This window comes from Paenibacillus sp. NMA1017, from assembly GCF_058895805.1.
Window position 1 is genome coordinate 732,509 of sequence record NZ_JBZXYR010000001.1, and the last position, 16,536, is coordinate 749,044.

Annotated in this window: 15 protein-coding genes; 3 read left to right on the plus strand and 12 right to left on the minus strand. The window is 45.9% G+C overall.

Features of this window, described 5'->3' with window-relative positions:
* Nucleotides 1-181: 181 nt before the first annotated feature.
* A complete protein-coding gene (locus AC5ELV_RS03485) occupies nt 182-1,543 on the plus strand; it encodes a lanthionine synthetase C family protein (RefSeq protein WP_493429135.1) in 1,362 nt (453 codons plus the stop codon).
* On the opposite strand, the gene AC5ELV_RS03490 is transcribed toward AC5ELV_RS03485, so the two are convergent.
* From AC5ELV_RS03490 to AC5ELV_RS03510, 5 genes are all read right to left on the minus strand, one after another.
* A complete protein-coding gene (locus AC5ELV_RS03490) occupies nt 1,544-2,278 on the minus strand; it encodes an ABC transporter permease (protein WP_493429136.1) in 735 nt (244 codons plus the stop codon).
* Nucleotides 2,279-2,292: 14 nt separating this feature from the next.
* Nucleotides 2,293-3,000: an ABC transporter permease gene (locus AC5ELV_RS03495; protein WP_023987832.1), complete on the minus strand. Its 708-nt coding sequence runs from the start codon at nt 2,998-3,000 to the stop codon at nt 2,293-2,295.
* Entirely contained in the window at nt 2,997-3,920 is a 924-nt protein-coding gene (locus tag AC5ELV_RS03500; protein ID WP_493429137.1) for an ABC transporter ATP-binding protein, read from the minus strand. Before AC5ELV_RS03500 ends, AC5ELV_RS03495 begins: the two co-directional genes overlap by 4 nt.
* 144 nt (nt 3,921-4,064) lie before the next feature.
* Entirely contained in the window at nt 4,065-5,135 is a 1,071-nt protein-coding gene (locus AC5ELV_RS03505) for a sensor histidine kinase (protein ID WP_493429138.1), read from the minus strand.
* Entirely contained in the window at nt 5,132-5,851 is a 720-nt protein-coding gene (locus tag AC5ELV_RS03510; protein ID WP_493429139.1) for a response regulator transcription factor, read from the minus strand. The genes AC5ELV_RS03505 and AC5ELV_RS03510 overlap by 4 nt, the downstream gene beginning before the upstream one ends.
* 164 nt (nt 5,852-6,015) lie before the next feature.
* On the opposite strand from AC5ELV_RS03510, the gene yhbH reads away from it, so the two are divergent.
* On the plus strand, nt 6,016-7,182 hold the full coding sequence (yhbH, locus tag AC5ELV_RS03515) for a sporulation protein YhbH (RefSeq protein ID WP_025723949.1): 1,167 nt from the start codon (nt 6,016-6,018) through the stop codon (nt 7,180-7,182).
* Nucleotides 7,179-8,621, plus strand: coding sequence for a SpoVR family protein (locus AC5ELV_RS03520; RefSeq protein ID WP_328802196.1), 1,443 nt, complete (start codon nt 7,179-7,181; stop codon nt 8,619-8,621). The genes yhbH and AC5ELV_RS03520 overlap by 4 nt, the downstream gene beginning before the upstream one ends.
* 70 nt (nt 8,622-8,691) lie before the next feature.
* On the opposite strand, the gene AC5ELV_RS03525 is transcribed toward AC5ELV_RS03520, so the two are convergent.
* The 7 genes from AC5ELV_RS03525 to AC5ELV_RS03555 form a co-directional block, all read right to left on the minus strand.
* On the minus strand, nt 8,692-9,873 hold the full coding sequence (locus AC5ELV_RS03525) for a TolB-like translocation protein (protein WP_493429140.1): 1,182 nt from the start codon (nt 9,871-9,873) through the stop codon (nt 8,692-8,694).
* Between the two features lie 122 nt (nt 9,874-9,995).
* Complete coding sequence (locus AC5ELV_RS03530; RefSeq protein WP_493429141.1) at nt 9,996-11,576, minus strand: sensor histidine kinase; 1,581 nt, start codon at nt 11,574-11,576, stop codon at nt 9,996-9,998.
* Nucleotides 11,573-12,259: a response regulator transcription factor gene (locus tag AC5ELV_RS03535; protein ID WP_493429142.1), complete on the minus strand. Its 687-nt coding sequence runs from the start codon at nt 12,257-12,259 to the stop codon at nt 11,573-11,575. The genes AC5ELV_RS03530 and AC5ELV_RS03535 overlap by 4 nt, the downstream gene beginning before the upstream one ends.
* Nucleotides 12,260-12,293: 34 nt before the next feature.
* Nucleotides 12,294-13,829 carry a PucR family transcriptional regulator gene (locus tag AC5ELV_RS03540; protein ID WP_493429143.1) on the minus strand — a complete coding sequence of 512 codons (1,536 nt, stop codon included), beginning with the start codon at nt 13,827-13,829 and terminating at the stop codon, nt 12,294-12,296.
* A 259-nt stretch (nt 13,830-14,088) separates the two neighbouring features.
* Entirely contained in the window at nt 14,089-14,715 is a 627-nt protein-coding gene (locus tag AC5ELV_RS03545) for an aspartate/glutamate racemase family protein (protein WP_493429144.1), read from the minus strand.
* Between the two features lie 16 nt (nt 14,716-14,731).
* Complete coding sequence (locus AC5ELV_RS03550) at nt 14,732-15,682, minus strand: aminopeptidase (protein WP_493429145.1); 951 nt, start codon at nt 15,680-15,682, stop codon at nt 14,732-14,734.
* Nucleotides 15,683-15,708: 26 nt separating this feature from the next.
* Nucleotides 15,709-16,404, minus strand: a complete 696-nt coding sequence (locus AC5ELV_RS03555) for an AroM family protein (protein WP_493429146.1) — start codon at nt 16,402-16,404, stop codon at nt 15,709-15,711.
* Nucleotides 16,405-16,536 lie beyond the last annotated feature (132 nt).

Sequence of the window (16,536 nt, forward strand, 5' to 3'; positions counted from 1 at the left end):
TTTTTTTTACAATTTTATTATAAGTCATACAATCTTAACTAGTCTTTATATAACCCTTACATTTTTCTTAATTTCAACAAGTATATTTAAGATAAGTCTCTATTTTTTTTTATTATTTTTAAGGACAACTCACTAATTTTTAGTGACAATATAATGAGGAATAAATAATGGAGGCATTTATATGAAAATTGATAGTTTTGTTATACAACAATCCGATCAAGCTCGTGCAAGAGATATTAATAAAAAAATTGCTTTACGTCTATGCGAGCCCGAATCCGTCTATGCAGCAGTCCATGCGGAACACAATGTTTCGCCAGAAACAAAGTACCACCCATGGGGAGAAACTTCACTTTCGCATGGTTATCCTGGTAACATTCATTTACTATCGCAATGGCGTGCTATAGACCCTTCGTATGATTGGAATAGGGCCATACATTTAAATATGGCTCAAATCCAAGCTTCACTTGCTAAAAATGGTCTTAACGATGTCTCGCTTTACAGTGGATGGGCAGGCATCGCTTCTTCCGTAAGTGAGGCTTCAAATCATGGTCAATACTACAGCAATTTCTTACGGCAAATACATCAATGGATGATGCCTCTAACAGAGCAATGGCTTCAATCGAATACAGAACAATTAAGCCTTCACGAAGGTATGCCCATGCAATCCTTTGACACCATTTCAGGAGCTTCTGGGATTGGAAGATATATTTTGATGAACTCATCCGATCCTATTTGTACTCCTCTTGTAGAGCCAATTCTTCAATTTCTCACCGATCTTACACATCCCATACATATTCACAATCATTATGTCCCAGGATGGTACTCCCCGCAAAAGTTTCAATTTTTAGACCGGGATAAACGTAACTATCCTCAGGGCAATTTTAATTGTGGAATGGCACACGGTATTCCTGGACCGTTAGCTTTGTTGTCCTTGGCTTACAGTTCTGGAATTGAAGTAAAAGGCCAATATCAAGCGATTGAAACCATTACGGAATGGTTGCTTAAGTATAAATATGAGGATGAATATGGCAGCTACTGGCCTCATATTGTTCCATTCGAAGCTGAAACAGGCTCTCTACAGTTTGATTTGGAACGAGCAAGAGAAGCATGGTGTTATGGTACCCCCGGTATCGCCTGCTCCCTATTTCTTGCCGGAAAGGCTCTCCATAATGAGGAACTGCAAAAATTGGCTGTAAAAGCTTGTATCGGTGCACTCTCCTATGAGATAGCTAAGCGGGAAATGGACTCTTCTGCACTCTGCCACGGTCTTGCCGGATTACTTACCATCTCTTGGCGAATGTGGTGTCACAGTAAAGAGCCTGCGTTTCTCCCGCTTATTCAACAGTTAACAAATTGTCTGCTTGATCGCTTTCAAATGGATAGCCCTCTTGGGTATCTGGATCCCGAGCCAAGGTCAGATGGCTCTTTGACTTGGCTGACAAAAGCGGGCATGCTTGAAGGTGTTGCTGGGATTGCTGCTGCTTTATTAAGTGTTTCTGAGAACAAAGAGATCGGTTGGGATTACATCCTCATGCTATCCTAACTACAACCAATCCCTATTCACAAACATCTTTCTCCCACCATACAGATAGGCTAAAAACGTAAGAATGACAATCAATCCTAGGCTGTAAGGTTCAACTCTGGGTGCATAAGTCGCTGTTTGCGGCATCATAATATAATAAGGGATCGTAAAAGGAAACCACGCACCTATGGAAGAGTGAAAGCCTGTTATGACAATATTAGGAACCACACAACAAATAGACATTCCCAGAGAAGCGCCAAAATTCCGAATTTTTATCGAGAGCATAAGCTGTAATGCTGCCAGGGGAAAAATCCCGAGCCATCCTCCCAAGCTGGTAGAAAGAACGACAGACCAAGGGATTTCTCCTGGAGCACCTGCTATATTTCCGCTTACAAAATAGCCTACTATAAATATAAGCTGATCAAGACCTAGTATGAGAATAAGCAATATATATTTTGCATAATAAATTTGCTGACGAGGATACGGGCTGCTTAATAAAATCTTCCATCCCCCATCCCGATGCTCATACGCACACAAAAGAGAAGCGATAATTCCACAATAGAGCGGATAAAAAAACATAGAGTGAAATTGCGCTGAATAAGTATATAAAGTTAACCAGCTAGGCGAAAAAAACTGCTTCAAATCATTCAACTCCAAGACTCCCATTAAAGAATTTATGACCGCATCCAATATAATGAGAATCCATATCATGATCCATTGAAGCTTTATCGTCTCCACGCGTAAAATAGAGCCCATGTATCTTCTCCTCTCTATTTGAATTCATGTTTGGTAAACTGTAATGTACCAAGTCCCGTAAAGATGACTCCTGCACTTAAAGCAACGATCACCCAAATCATGTGTTCCTTCATCAAAGGACTTGATAGTGCAGGGTACGACCAAGGCAATATTTTAATCCACAGAATACTTGTGCGTGCCAAAAACAAGCTTGCAATAGAACCGAATATACCAAACGCTAATGGGAATGCCTGATTAGTGAAAAGCGTAGACAGCCAAAGTTGAATTGCAAGTACTGGTAGGGTAGCCAAACTTGCATTAATCGGCTGTAACAGCATGATTCGCCAAGGAATGGGTTCGTTTGTATATAACACCCAGATGAGGCTCATACCTGCTACAGTGATCAAGGCGGTACCCAACTGCAGAATCACGATCCATACGATTTTGGATAAATAGATATAGCTTCTGGGAACAGGCATGGCCATAAGCTGCTTCCATGTTTGAGTATCATGCTCTGTACCAGCCATAATGCTCGCCAAAAGTGTACCGCCAAGCAGCATCACAAACGAAAGGAACATAAACATAACGGCAAAACCAGCATAGACACCTCCTGGTCCTTGCCGAAAGTAAAGATACCATTCTACGGCAGTCATGCCTGTAAGTACACACCCCTGTATAAGAGGAATCCACCAGCATATTTTCTTCAGCTTAAGCCCCTCTGCTTTTATAACCCGGAGTATCATAAGCTTCGCTCCTTACCTGTCAGTTCCAGGAATATCTCCTCCAATGTCTTTTTCTTCTCTGTGACCCGATAAATGGGATGATTGTGTTCCACAAGCACCTTGATCATCTCCCAAGATTGTTGTCGATCTACAATAGGAGTCACAACCTCATTTTGTTCAATCGATTCTGCTCCGGCCGTCCACCCATGCTGAATCAGTGCACCGGCAGCCAGAACAGGATCTGAGGTTTCAATGAATAATTGAGGCTTGCTTTTGGCGTTGAGTTCCTTCATCGCTCCCTGGAAGATCATTTCACCCTGATTAATAATTCCTACATAGGTTGCAATCTGCTCAATTTCGCTTAATAAATGGCTCGAAACCAGTACCGTCATTCCGTAAGCGCCAGGGAGGCTCATAATTAACTCCCGAATTTCCTGAATACCAGACGGGTCCAAACCATTCGTCGGTTCATCTAGTATCAATAATTTGGGGTTGGCAATAAGTGCCATAGCAATCCCCAGTCTTTGTCGCATCCCCAAGGAATATCCCTTTACCGGACGATACGCATCCTTGGTTAATCTCACTAAATCCAGCACTTCATGAATTCTTCGGGTCGGCAGTCCACGCATGGTTGTAACGATTTCCAAATTTCGATATGCGGATAAATGGGCATAATAGGCAGGTGATTCAACCAAGGAGCCAACATCCTTCAATATTTCCATACGCTGATCCTTTAGCTTTTTCCCGAATATCTCAATTTCTCCGGATGTGGATTTAATCAGCCCAAGTAGCATACGAATCGTGGTTGTTTTACCCGCCCCATTAGGTCCTAAAAATCCATAAATCTGCTGTCCGGGTACCTGGAGATTTATTCGTTTTACAAATTCCCGTTTTCCAAAACGCCTAGTTAGCTGCTGTGTATGTATTACATATTCAGACATTTCCTGATCTCCTCTCGACTTCTAATGCTGAAGATTAAGTTACATACAGTTTACTGAAGTAAAGTAAACATCAGGTAAACAGTCCCTAAACAACAGGCAAAAAAATCGAGCAAACTGTAAAATGTGAGGTTAGATGTTAAAAAATTAGATGTTTAGCGGCAGTGAAATCTCCATCCTTGTACCCGCTTTACTGCCTGGAAGGATACGAAGCGTTCCTTTATGCGCCTCAATAAAGCTTTTGGCAATAGGTATTCCATGCCCTTGGGAGTGAGATACCTGCATGAACTCATTGGAATTCATTCCTATTCCGTCGTCTTCGATAGTAATTTGAAGCTTATCATTCGCTTTGCTTACTTCCATGGAAATGTGTGTACCTGGAGGATTATGAATGATAGCGTTAATCAAAAAATTCTGTAGCGCTCTGCCTAATAACTTGCTATCGAAGGGCATAATACATGCCGCCTCCATGGACGTAAAAGAAAATTCGTATTGCTCGCCCGAAGGATGGTTAGCGATATCTATGACCGCACTACGGAGAAACTCCACAATGTCCTCCTTCTCCAATTGGATTGGCAATGAACCTTCCTTAAGCTGCATAGAAGCATTCAAATCCTGAATCAACTGCTTCATTTCCGTCACTTTCTCACTGATACCCATACTAAAGCTTCTTCTTTCTTCATCAGACCAGTCATACTCTTGAGCAGTCAGCATGACCGCATATCCTTCAATATAAGATAATGGTGTTTTCAGATCATGGCTTACACCTGCTACCCACTGCTGTTTTCGTTTCTCTATTTCCACTCTCTCTTCCTCATTGCTGCGCAATTGAGCCGATAAGATGTTCATTTGTTCAAAAACTTCTTTATACAATTGATACGGAGGTTTATAACTATTTTTCTGATTTTTTTTGCCCTCTGGTAGTTCCAGTTCACTTAGCGGCGCTTGGAATTCCCCTGTCGCAATATTTCCAATCCATTTGATTACATACACCAAAGGTTTGCCTATATACCATCCGTAAGCAACTATGAACACAACACTTTGCACGATACCAAGTCCTGTCCAGAATAGATTAATATTTATATTTTGAGATGCTCCAAATATACTTTTTATAAAAATATATAAGATCGTGCAAATAACAAAACATAGGACATAGGCCAGTACAAAGCATAACGTTACTTTCATAAAACGAAAGGACATCTTAACTAGAGAGTTCATTCTTGCTCCTCCATCTTGACTGACATCATTTTATAACCAAGTCCTCTTACATTGATTAAAAATTGCGGGTGCTTGGGATCAGGTTCAATTTTTTTCCGCAAACGGGAAATATGAATCACTACAGTCTTCTCATCACCCAAGAAAGCCTCGCTCCATATCGCCTCGTAAAGCTGCCGTACACTGAAAATACGGTTAGGATGCTTGCACAAAAATACTAGCAGTAGCCATTCACGTGCCGGACACTCGACCTGCTTGTCCCCTACAAACAACACACCGGATTCCAGTTCCAGTCGGAAATATCCAAAATCTAAAGTGCCTAAGGTCTGCTTCATGGCCACTGTCGAAGCTTTCCGATATTTCATTCGAGCTTTCATACGGGCAACGACTTCCAGCGGGTTAAACGGTTTGGTAATATAGTCGTCTCCTCCGATACCGAACCCCATTAATTTGTCTAGGTCTGTATCTCTTGCCGTCAAAAAAAGAATAGGGGCATCGGTATATAGTCGCATTTGACGACATATCTCAAACCCATCGCTATCAGGCAGCATAACATCAAGTACAATCACATCTATATGAGATTCCATCACGACTTGCAGCGCTTCCCGCCCCGTTGCAGCATGCTTGACTTGAAGGAACCCTTCTTTTTTTAACACTGTTGTCAGCATATCCCGCAACCCCTGCTCATCGTCTACTATAAGTACTGCAATTTCTTCCATAACCCAAGGTTCTCCATTCTTTTTTTACATTTTTTACTTTCATTATAAAAGCAAACGGGCATAATTTAAATCAAGTTCCATCACATATCGTTCATCCCCGTGAATATACTTAATAACCAACAAGGCCAAACTGTGCCGTGTATCCACTTGGGGGGTGCCTAATAATGCCGGAACCACGCCAGCCATATTCATTCGTCGTATCCCGCGAAGATTGGTCGCTGCATCGCAAAGGGTACCAGGACCAGCAACGTCATCAGCAGAAGGTCAAAGATGTCATTAAGCAAAATCTACCCGATCTGATTACGGAAGAAAATATTATTATGTCGGACGGTCAACAGATTATTAAAGTGCCGATTCGCAGTCTGGATGAATATCGTTTCATTTATAACTATCAAAAGCAAAAGCATGTAGGCCAAGGGGATGGAGATAGTCAGGTGGGGGATGTCATCGGACGTGATCCTGCCTCCCAGAAGCCTGGTAAAGGTGAGAAAGCCGGTGACCAGCCGGGACACGATATTATGGAAACGGAAGTCAGCATAGAGGAACTGGAAGATATGCTGTTCGAGGAAATGGAATTGCCGAATTTACAGCAAAAAGACAAGGATCAAATTGAGGTTGAATCTATCGTGTTCAATGATATACGTAAAAAAGGCATGCAAGCGAACATTGACAAGAAACGAACCATTCTCGAAAATCTGCGCCGCAACGCCCGTGAAGGGAAACCGGGCATTCATCATATTAGTCCGGACGATCTTCGTTACAAAACATGGGAAGAGAAGACCATTCCCCAATCCAACGCGGTGATTATAGCCATGATGGACACATCGGGCTCGATGGGCTCTTTTGAAAAATATTGCGCTCGCAGCTTCTTTTTCTGGATGACCCGCTTTTTGCGCCGTCAGTATGAAAAGGTGGAAATTGTCTTTCTCGCGCATCATACCGAGGCTAAAGAGGTTACGGAGGAAGAATTTTTTACCCGCGGAGAAAGTGGCGGCACGATCTGCTCTTCCGCTTATTTGAAAGCACTGGAGATTATCGACAAACGATATCCTCCTTCCAGCTACAATATTTATCCCTTCCATTTCTCGGATGGCGATAACCTGACCTCGGACAATGAGCGGTGCGTGAAGCTAATCGAGGAACTTATAAAGCGGAGCAATATGTTCGGCTACGGCGAAGTGAATCAATATAATCGCAGCAGCACGCTGATGTCAGCCTACAAGAATATTAAAAAGGATCAGTTTATGTACTATGTCATCAAGGAAAAAGGTGAGGTATACCAAGCCTTACGTACCTTTTTTCGCAAACGGGAAGGGGGAACGGTGGGATGAGCACCGACCAAAAAGAGCTAGAATATGCGATATCAGAAATTATGGAGATTGCAGATGGATTCGGGCTCGACTACTACCCGATGCGGTATGAGATTTGTCCGGCGGATATTGTATACACATTCGGAGCCTATGGTATGCCCACGCGCTTCAGCCACTGGAGCTTTGGAAAAACGTTTCACAAGATGAAAATGCAGTACGATTTTGGATTGAGCAAAATCTATGAGCTGGTCATTAACTCCAATCCCTGCTATGCCTTCCTGCTGGAAGGAAATTCTTTGGTGCAAAATAAACTGATTGTCGCCCATGTACTGGCACACTGTGATTTTTTCAAACACAACGCCCGCTTTTCAGCTTCTAATCGCAATATGGTGGAGAGTATGTCGGCCACAGCAGATCGAATCAACAGCTATGAAATGGAGTACGGTTCAAAGGCTGTGGAATCCTTCATTGACTCTGTACTGGCGATACAAGAGCATGTGGATCCACAGATCATCAAACCAAGGCATCTGGATAAGCAACGCTACATGGAGCTCAAAATTCGGGAGCAGAAAGAACCCGGAAAACGCCAACGTCCCCCTGGGCCTTATGATGATCTATGGTCACTGGAAACAGCGAAGCAGCATGATCCGACCGAGACCGAGGGCGTCAAGGTACGCAAGTTCCCACCGGAACCTGAAAAAGATATCGTCTGGTTTATTCAGGAATTCTCCGAGGTACTGGAGGACTGGCAGCGAGATATTATGACGATGCTGCGGGACGAAATGCTGTATTTCTGGCCCCAAATGGAGACCAAAATCATGAATGAAGGCTGGGCCTCCTATTGGCACCAGCGGATTGTAAGGGAACTAGATTTGACCGGGGAGGAAACCGTTGAATTTGCGATGCTGAACGCTTCTGTCGTACAGCCTTCCAAGCAAAGCCTGAACCCATACTATTTGGGGCTGAAAATATTTGAGGATATTGAAAAACGATGGGATAACCCAACCCGTGAGGAGCAAGAGCGACAAGGACGCAAACCGGGCGAGGGTCGAGCTAAAATGTTCGAGGTACGAGAGTTTGACTCGGACACCTCTTTTATACGTAACTACATGACCAAGAAACTGACAGAGGATTTGGATCTGTACGTGTTTGAAAAACGGGGACCCGATTGGAAAATTACCGATAAATCCTGGGAAAACATACGGGATCAGCTTGTGTTTTCACGTGTGAATGGAGGCTCACCTTATATCGTCGTCGAGGATGGAGATTATCTGCATACGGGCGAGTTAAAGCTCAAGCACCAGTACGAAGGCATTGAGCTGGATTTAAAGTATATGGAGCGCACACTTCCGTATGTATATCAGCTGTGGGGACGCACCGTTCATTTGGAAACATTGATTGAGGGTAAGCTCGCCTTATTCTCATATGACGGCAAGAAACATCATCGCAAGTTTGTATAGTCATATAAGATCTAATAGCCAGCCTGCATTTAAAAAGGCGCATTCCGAACAAACGGATATGCGCCTTTTACTACTTCCCCTTAAATTCGACGATGTAGCTTTGATTGAGCTGTTTTCCACCTTCCGAAATGTTCTGATACATGGATAAAAAACGGGCGGATGGGCTCCATACCGTTGGGCTGTCATAGGATTGGATATCGGTCGTAATTGGAGTGGTTTTACCCGTGGACTGGTCAAACACATACAGCCCTCTCATGCCTTGCTGATCCTCATCATAAATGGAAAAAGCAAGCTTGGACCCGTCACTGGACCAGCTTCCACGACTCATTAAAGTACCTTGCCCGACGATTCCTTTCTCTTTGCCCTGTTCATCCAAAATGATCATACGGGCTGGTTCGGATGTATTCCATTTCCGCTTTTCAATGGCGATAGACTTACCGTCAGGCGACACGGCAAAGGACATGGCACCCTCTGCAATGGTCACAGCCTGAGGATGATTGAGGGTGAACCGATTCAGCACTGGATACCCTTGTTTATCACTGCCTGTATAAAATATGGCGTTACCCACTTTTTCAACATGAGACATCAATTCAGAGCGATTCGGATCTTGAAAACTCAATTCTTCAGCTTTTCCGTCCAGACCAATCAGCTGGATTTTACCATCCGGTGTGCCTGCAATGAGATGATTCTCGTCGCTCCAACTCACTTCATTAGTCATATCCAGCTTGCCAATCGATGTAAGCTTACCACTGCTTAGTTCCAAAATGTAGCCCTGAATATCATATTTGCTGCTGGTGCTACCTTCAGTAAAAAAGACATGGCGCTGATCCGGTGATACCACAGCAAGTAACTGTGGAGCCTTACGACCTGGTGTTAAAATCCGCTCCTTGTCTGTCTCTACATTATGAATCCACAGCTGGGTTTTACGCTCCACAATCAGCTCTTCGTCGCTCAGCCAAGACCTCGCGTAGACATCCCCCAGCCTGTCGATAGACGATACCACCAGCTCGTCCGTTACTTGCTTCTGGGCTGCATCCGTGTCAATCACAGTAAGCTGTTGGCCCGGTTTCATACCGAATGCTGGATTTGTCTCTCCTGCGCTCTTCATGCCGCAACCGCTGAGCAATCCCCCGGCGATTAAGCCGGTCATAAGCAGCCCCGTGGCTTTCTGTCTGGAAACTCTTGTACGGAAATCTTCGCGATGAGAGGAGCCGTTCTTTTGCCCATAGCTGTCTATGTTTTTCTTTATCATGTACAACGGCCTCCTAGTTAACGATACCCCCAGTTTAATGCTCGGACATCTCATAAATACATCGAATTGTTTCCAAGTTGTAAACAAGACACCATTCTAGCCCTGTGCTAACAATCGGCCGTTTATAGGGAGCTATCGTGAACCAAGAGGGGGAGTCTAAGCGAAAATTCATTCCCACTTACAGTATGGCCGTTGCCATTTTCCAAGCTACTATGATCTGAAGCTGTAAGCTGCAACTCTCCCCCCATGCGCTCCGCCAGTCTGCGCGCCAGAGGAAGACCGAGTCCCGTACCGCTGTCCTGACGAGATCGATCACGACTTAAGGTAGCGAACGGCTCAAAAATCATGTCCCATTGCTCCCTAGGAATCCATGGACCAGAATTGCGTATACACACAATCACGGTATCCTGTTCTACCCGATTCGATAACGTAATCCATCCACCCTCCCGATTGTACTTTACTGCATTATCCAGCAAATTCAGTACAATATGCATCAAATGTTTAGGGTCTCCCCACACCTTGGCAAGAACGGTATCTATCGAGAAATTCAGTCTACGAGCTGCCGCCTTTCCTCGAATACGACTCCCTGCATCTTCCAGTAACGAATGCAGTTCCACAGCCTGTGTATGCAATTCAAAATCATATTTATCCAACACAGATAGCCGCAGCGAGTCCTCGACAAGCTCGTACAACCGCTTTGTTTCCTTACTGATGCTTTCTCTCGCTTCACGCACCAGTTCAGGATCATCCCCATACATATCCAGTAAATCAGCATAAGCTTGAATAGAGGTTAACGGGGTCTTTAGTTCATGGCTGATATTTCCAATAAAAGATTTTTGCTGCTGCTCTAGCTCTCTCAAACGCTGAACCGCTTCTTCCAGCCGGAGCTTTTCGTTTTCCAGTGCGGTAATGCTCTCTTGGATCACATGACTCATCTGGAGCATTCCTTCATCCAGTCTTCCCAGCTCATCCTGCCGCCGCAGCAGTCTGGCTTCCAGATATTGCCCTGCCGATATCTGTTCGGAAGCGCGAGTCAGTCGTCCGATGTCCCTCGTCTGGCGGCTGACATAGCCTAAACCCAAAATAAAGCTCAATACCAGCACCGCACCCCCCGTCCATAGAAACAAATGGGCGATGGCTCGGTAGAACTGCTGCTGCGCTTCTGTTGAGCTGTGAAGCTGTACCACTCCCAGCAAGCCGTCTGGACCTTGAAGCGGAGCCAAATAAGTGATTGCACTTCCTTCTGTAATATACGCAATTTTGTCTTGGATCGCATAGGAGAGCGCCTGGCTGACATCTGTTCTAAAAGCCAGCGGTAGAGAATTGCCAACCTCATGCCCCTGACTATCATATAAAATAACGCGCATATTACTGGATACGCCCAATTCCACTGCGAGCCCAGGTGCCTGCTTCTTCATAAAGTCTTCCGGTGATTGGCGCACTCCCAACAGGTAAGACTGTTTTACACGCATTTCTACAATTTCGGCCTGACGCTTTAAGCTGCGTTCCATTTGATCTGTCTGGTTAGCGCGAATACCAGTAAGCACGAGCCAGCTCAGCACACCCACAGTAAACAGCAGCAAAGCCGCCAGTACCAGCGGAAATTTCCAACGCAGGCTCAAGCCTGTAGGTTTGCGTTTGCGCTTCTGTTGGTCGGTGGACCGCAAGCTTCCTTGCTGATGGAGTGAATGATGTTCGTTCACGTTATTTTCTCTGCCTTATAGCCGATACCATACACGGTCTGCAATATCGCTTGATGCGGCTCAAGCTTCTTGCGCAAGCGCTGGATATGAATATCCACCGTCCGCGTTCCACCCACATAATCAAAGCTCCATACCTGCTCCAGCAGCTCGTCCCGTGTATACACCCTTCCGGCATGGGACACCAACAGCGCCAGCACATCAAACTCCTTCGGGGTCAGCTCCAGCGCTATGGCTCCAAGTTCAGCCGTTCGGCTGGACGGACGTACCCGTAATGGACCGAGTACCACTTCCGTTCCTTCCGGGACAGGCGCTCCTTCTCGCTCCAGCCTCCGTACCAATGCTTTAATACGTGCGAGCAGCTCCCTCAGGTCAAACGGCTTGCTCATAAAATCGTCCGCGCCCAGCTCCAGTCCGAGTACCTTATCAACGATATCGTTTTTGGCGGTCAGCAATAAAATACCGATGCCCTTCCGACTTTCTAAACGGCGGCACACCTCATATCCACCCAGTTTGGGCATCATCACATCCAGTATGAGCACATCTGGATGAAACAAATGCACTTTTTCCAAGGCATCCTCCCCGTCAACGGCGGTTTCCACCAAAAAACCCTCTCGCTTTAACGCATAAGCCAGCGCATTTCGAATGCTCGCCTCATCGTCCGCTATCAGTATTTTTTTATCCATGTCCTGCCCTCCCTGCATAAAAAAACCGCTCCAGCTACCTATGTTCCCGCAAATAATAATGAATCAGACATGTATGACATATAAACTGCTCACGTGGATTGTTAAGATCAAAATCTGTCATGTCGCGTATCCGTTCCAATCTGTATTTTACTGAGTTACGATGTATAAAAAGATAATTGGCTGTATCTACCAGACTTCCCCTGTTTTCCAAATAATAAAATAACGTTTTGAGTAAGTCACTGCCATGTGAGCGATCATATTGCTGAAGTCTCCCCAGCTTGCGTTCAAATAAATTTGAAAATTCCTCTTTGTCCATCGCTTCTCCAAGCATATAGTGCATCTCTATATCGCTGTATTTGCATACACGTTGATCAGGATACAGCCGCTGAGCTACAGTAATGGCACGACGTGCTTCATTGTAGCTTTGCAGCAGTTCCCATAACTTTTTGGCACTTCCGATGCCTAAATAATAATCGGCGGTACCCCAGGCCTTTTCAGTCGACCAGTTTTTCAGCGTATCACTCCAGGACATTTCCTGATCAGAGCCAGGTACGTTCTGGTAATCATTCGGCTGAAGAGTTGGCAGAAATAATATCGCACGATTCGAACGGAACTCAATATGAGACACCACACGCCGTCGGGTCGATTCCATACTCAGTAGCCCGGAAAGAATCTCTTCTGGCGGAGCCGCAGCACTTTCCAGTACAGCCACCTCCCAGTCATATTCCGGGTTAAATCCCAATTGACGACCTCTCCGCTCAACCTCATGCCGCAACGGCAATGGAGGTGTCATTAGCTCATCTATAAAGTTCCCCCGTAGTCGGCTTTCCGTATCTTCTACCGCCTTTTCACGCATTAATTCCAACGCCATCACCAGCCGTGCCTGCTCAATACCAACCTGCTCCATATCATCCAGCTCATTGCGGGCAATAACCAACTTGGCAACTGTACGTTTATCCACATTAATGGGAAAATGACGAGCATCTTGTACCTTCGCCCAATCCCATTCTTGTGGTGAAGTGACAATGGCTTGACCTCCATTATCAATCAAAGCAACCGGAGCTTTAAAAAGCTCTGCTATATTATCACTTACAGCCTGTATGCCACTGTTCTCCAGCACCATCGTCGTTAACGTTCGATAGATTTCTTCCGAACGTCGCAGCAGCTCTGCCTGTCGGTTCAACACCATATCCATGACACGCTGCGTAATATCCGTATAGGGAATATCGGCTGGAATCTCAATCACAGGAAGGCCGCAGGCATTGCTTTCTTCAAGCGCACTGCGAGGAATTTCCGTGAGAAAGCGGGTAGGCTTGATCACAAGCGCCGCCGCCCCGCCCTGATGTAGTAATTGAATAATTTGACACAATACCTCAGGCTCATGACGGATCGAATAGGCCGTTGTCATCAACAATACACCTTCCCGGACCCAGCCTTTCAGGTCAGGGACTTCCATAATGTCAATAAACCGGACAACCCGGCTTAGCCCTTGCTCTCCGCTTAATACCTTTGCCTCCTTCAACACGGGTATTGCCATGAGCTCTTGAACTGTTACACCCGGTATTTTCATAATGACAGACCACCCTGCTATTTATTTTGCAAAATCCTTACTTCATCTAATTTTCAGGATAGTGTACCAAAAAAGTGTACAAAACAAAACCTTTTACCGCTTGGTCAAGTCTATCCACACCAGCCCCATTCCTATTTTTAGGAGCTCAATGGAACATAAATAAACCGCCCTTTTCTGGAAAAGGCGGTTTATTTTAATATTGAACTATTTATGATGAAGTTTAAGAACTATCCTGCTTGTACCCCACACGAAGTGGCTGCTAGCGTACCGAAACGGCTGCACCCAACGCCACAATCGGGTCAATAGCCCGAATCCCTAGTGTACGCTCCAGCTCTGGCGCAAAGTTCATCGTTACAAAACCTGTGCAGGCAAGTACGATGACCTCAGCCCCCTTCTCCTGAAGCCGCAACGCTGCTGCCATAGCCGCCTCTTTACCTTGTGGAGTGTTCAAGTCCAGTGTCGTCTGCACACCTATGGGACGCTCTGTACCGATATAGGAATTGCCCAAAATGTGGCGAATCAGCGGCGGAGCCTCCTCCAAAATGGTCAACACGCCTACACAGCTGGCCGATGTCAAAGCCAAGAGTGCCGCACAGGACCCCGCCCCGTATACAGGTACAGATACAGCTTGACGAGTTTCTTCTAGCGCCGGATCAGCCGCGCAGCTAATACCGATAGACGTACAGCCTTGTTCAACGAGTTGTTGCGCCGCGAGCACAATTTTAGGCACCGCTTCCCGGTCTGTGATATCATCATAGATTCCTTTCGGCTGATCGGGAATACATACACTGGTGACAGGCAGCCCGTAGCGCTGCTCAATGACCCGGCCGTGAAGGTCGATAGCTGCTTTGTCCTGCATGGTAAGCACTCTGATCATTCCAAGCATGATAACTTCCTCCCTTTTATCTCTCTAGCAACTGACCAGCCTTCATCATCAGACGATCATCCAGATATACATCCGGCTTTTGTACGACTCCGTCAATATGTACACCTGCAGCGACAGTTCCCCCGAAGGTATTATTGCTGCCAAAAGCGACATGAATCGTGCCATATACTTTCTCGTCCTCTAACACAACACCTGTAATGCGAGCTTTATCATTCGTTCCAATACCAAATTCGGCCAGCATTCTACCATCGCCTTCACCGAGCATATCCAACAGGGACTGTCCGGCTTCCCCTTCTGCGGCGATTAATCTGCCATTTTGCACCGTCAGTAGCAGCGGCTCTTTTAAGGCACCGATTCCTGCTACAGAACCGTCCACCATAATCTGACCCTGTGCCGTTCCTTCCAGCGGAGCAATATACGCTTCACCGGAAGGCAGGTTGCCCGATTCGCCAGGATTCAAATACATACCTGTGCTGGGAACGCCGTTGCGCCCTTCTATGGTAAAGTTCAGACTATATCCATCCTTTTCAATCCGTACCTGCTTGGCAGCAGTCAGCAATGCGGTCACCTCTTCAGTCAGCGCCTTGACCTTCGGATAATCAGCAGCAATTGCTCCATTCATGAACATATCGTCTGTCATCCCAGGCATGGTCGCCAGGCGTGCTCCAGCAGCTGCGGCTTGCTTACGGGCACTTGTATGTGTTAGCGAATACCGGGTGACACATACAACAACGTTGGAGCGAAGCATGGCTTCGGCAACAGGGGCCGGAGGCTCCTCGCCCGATTTGGAGCGAACCTTCATCGTCAAAATAGCTGCTTCTGCTCCCAGTGCCTTGCCAGCTTCATATATGGACTCGCCCAATTCTTTTTTATCATCGTCGGTTACGACCAGAAGCGTCTCCCCAGCGGTAAGTCCCAAACATTTTTGCAATACATTTTTACTGATTTCAATACGTTGTTGACTCATATATTTTACCTCCAATTTATGTTTCCTCACACCATTTCCGATACCAGTTTGCCAATCAAGGCATTGGACAATACAACGGGAACCCCCGAGTAATGCGCCGCTAGCTCTCTATGCGTTTCTGTATAGCCCATACAATCCAGCACGATCAGATCGGCTTGATTCTTGAACTGTCCTGCTGCTCGGCGAAATTCTTCCTCACTGCCACTGTAAGGCGAGACCGCCGCAAACTCTGGATTCAATCCATAAGGACTGAATTTAAGCTTGAGATTGTTCTTCTGTTCTTCGAGCGGTCCAATGAGACCCAGTCTTCTTCCGCTGGACATGGCCTTTAGTACAGGGGGAAGCACATGATCTGGCTCAATTAGAAAAGCGCTTCGGGTATGCAATCCAGGAAACACACCGGTACAGAGTAGCAATATAGTACGTATGCCTTGCTCCTCCAAACGTGTGATTTTGTCCTGGAGCAGTGGCTGGATTTTTTCGCGTGAAATGACCACCGACTCCCCGTTCGTCAAGCGCGAGGTTAATACATATTCTCCCGGTGACGGTGATAGATGCTGTTGTATATAGTCCAATGAGAGCCCATCCAGCGCACCGGCCTGCACCAGCTCTGCCCGTCCTTCCAAGGCCTTTTCTACGATAGGGGCCACATCTGACCGGGGGGCTTGCCCAATCGTAATCATCCCAAGCTTATGCATTTTGAATCCCTGCTTTCGCTTCATTTTATTTTACGCTCCTGGCGACAAAGGGCAAGCCCGTGGCCTGCCCTTTGTGCATCAGCCGTGGCTTTGAGCATTACCTGCTGTTTGAAGTATTTTCATGGAAACGTCCCATTCGTAAATTCCTTGGCAGTC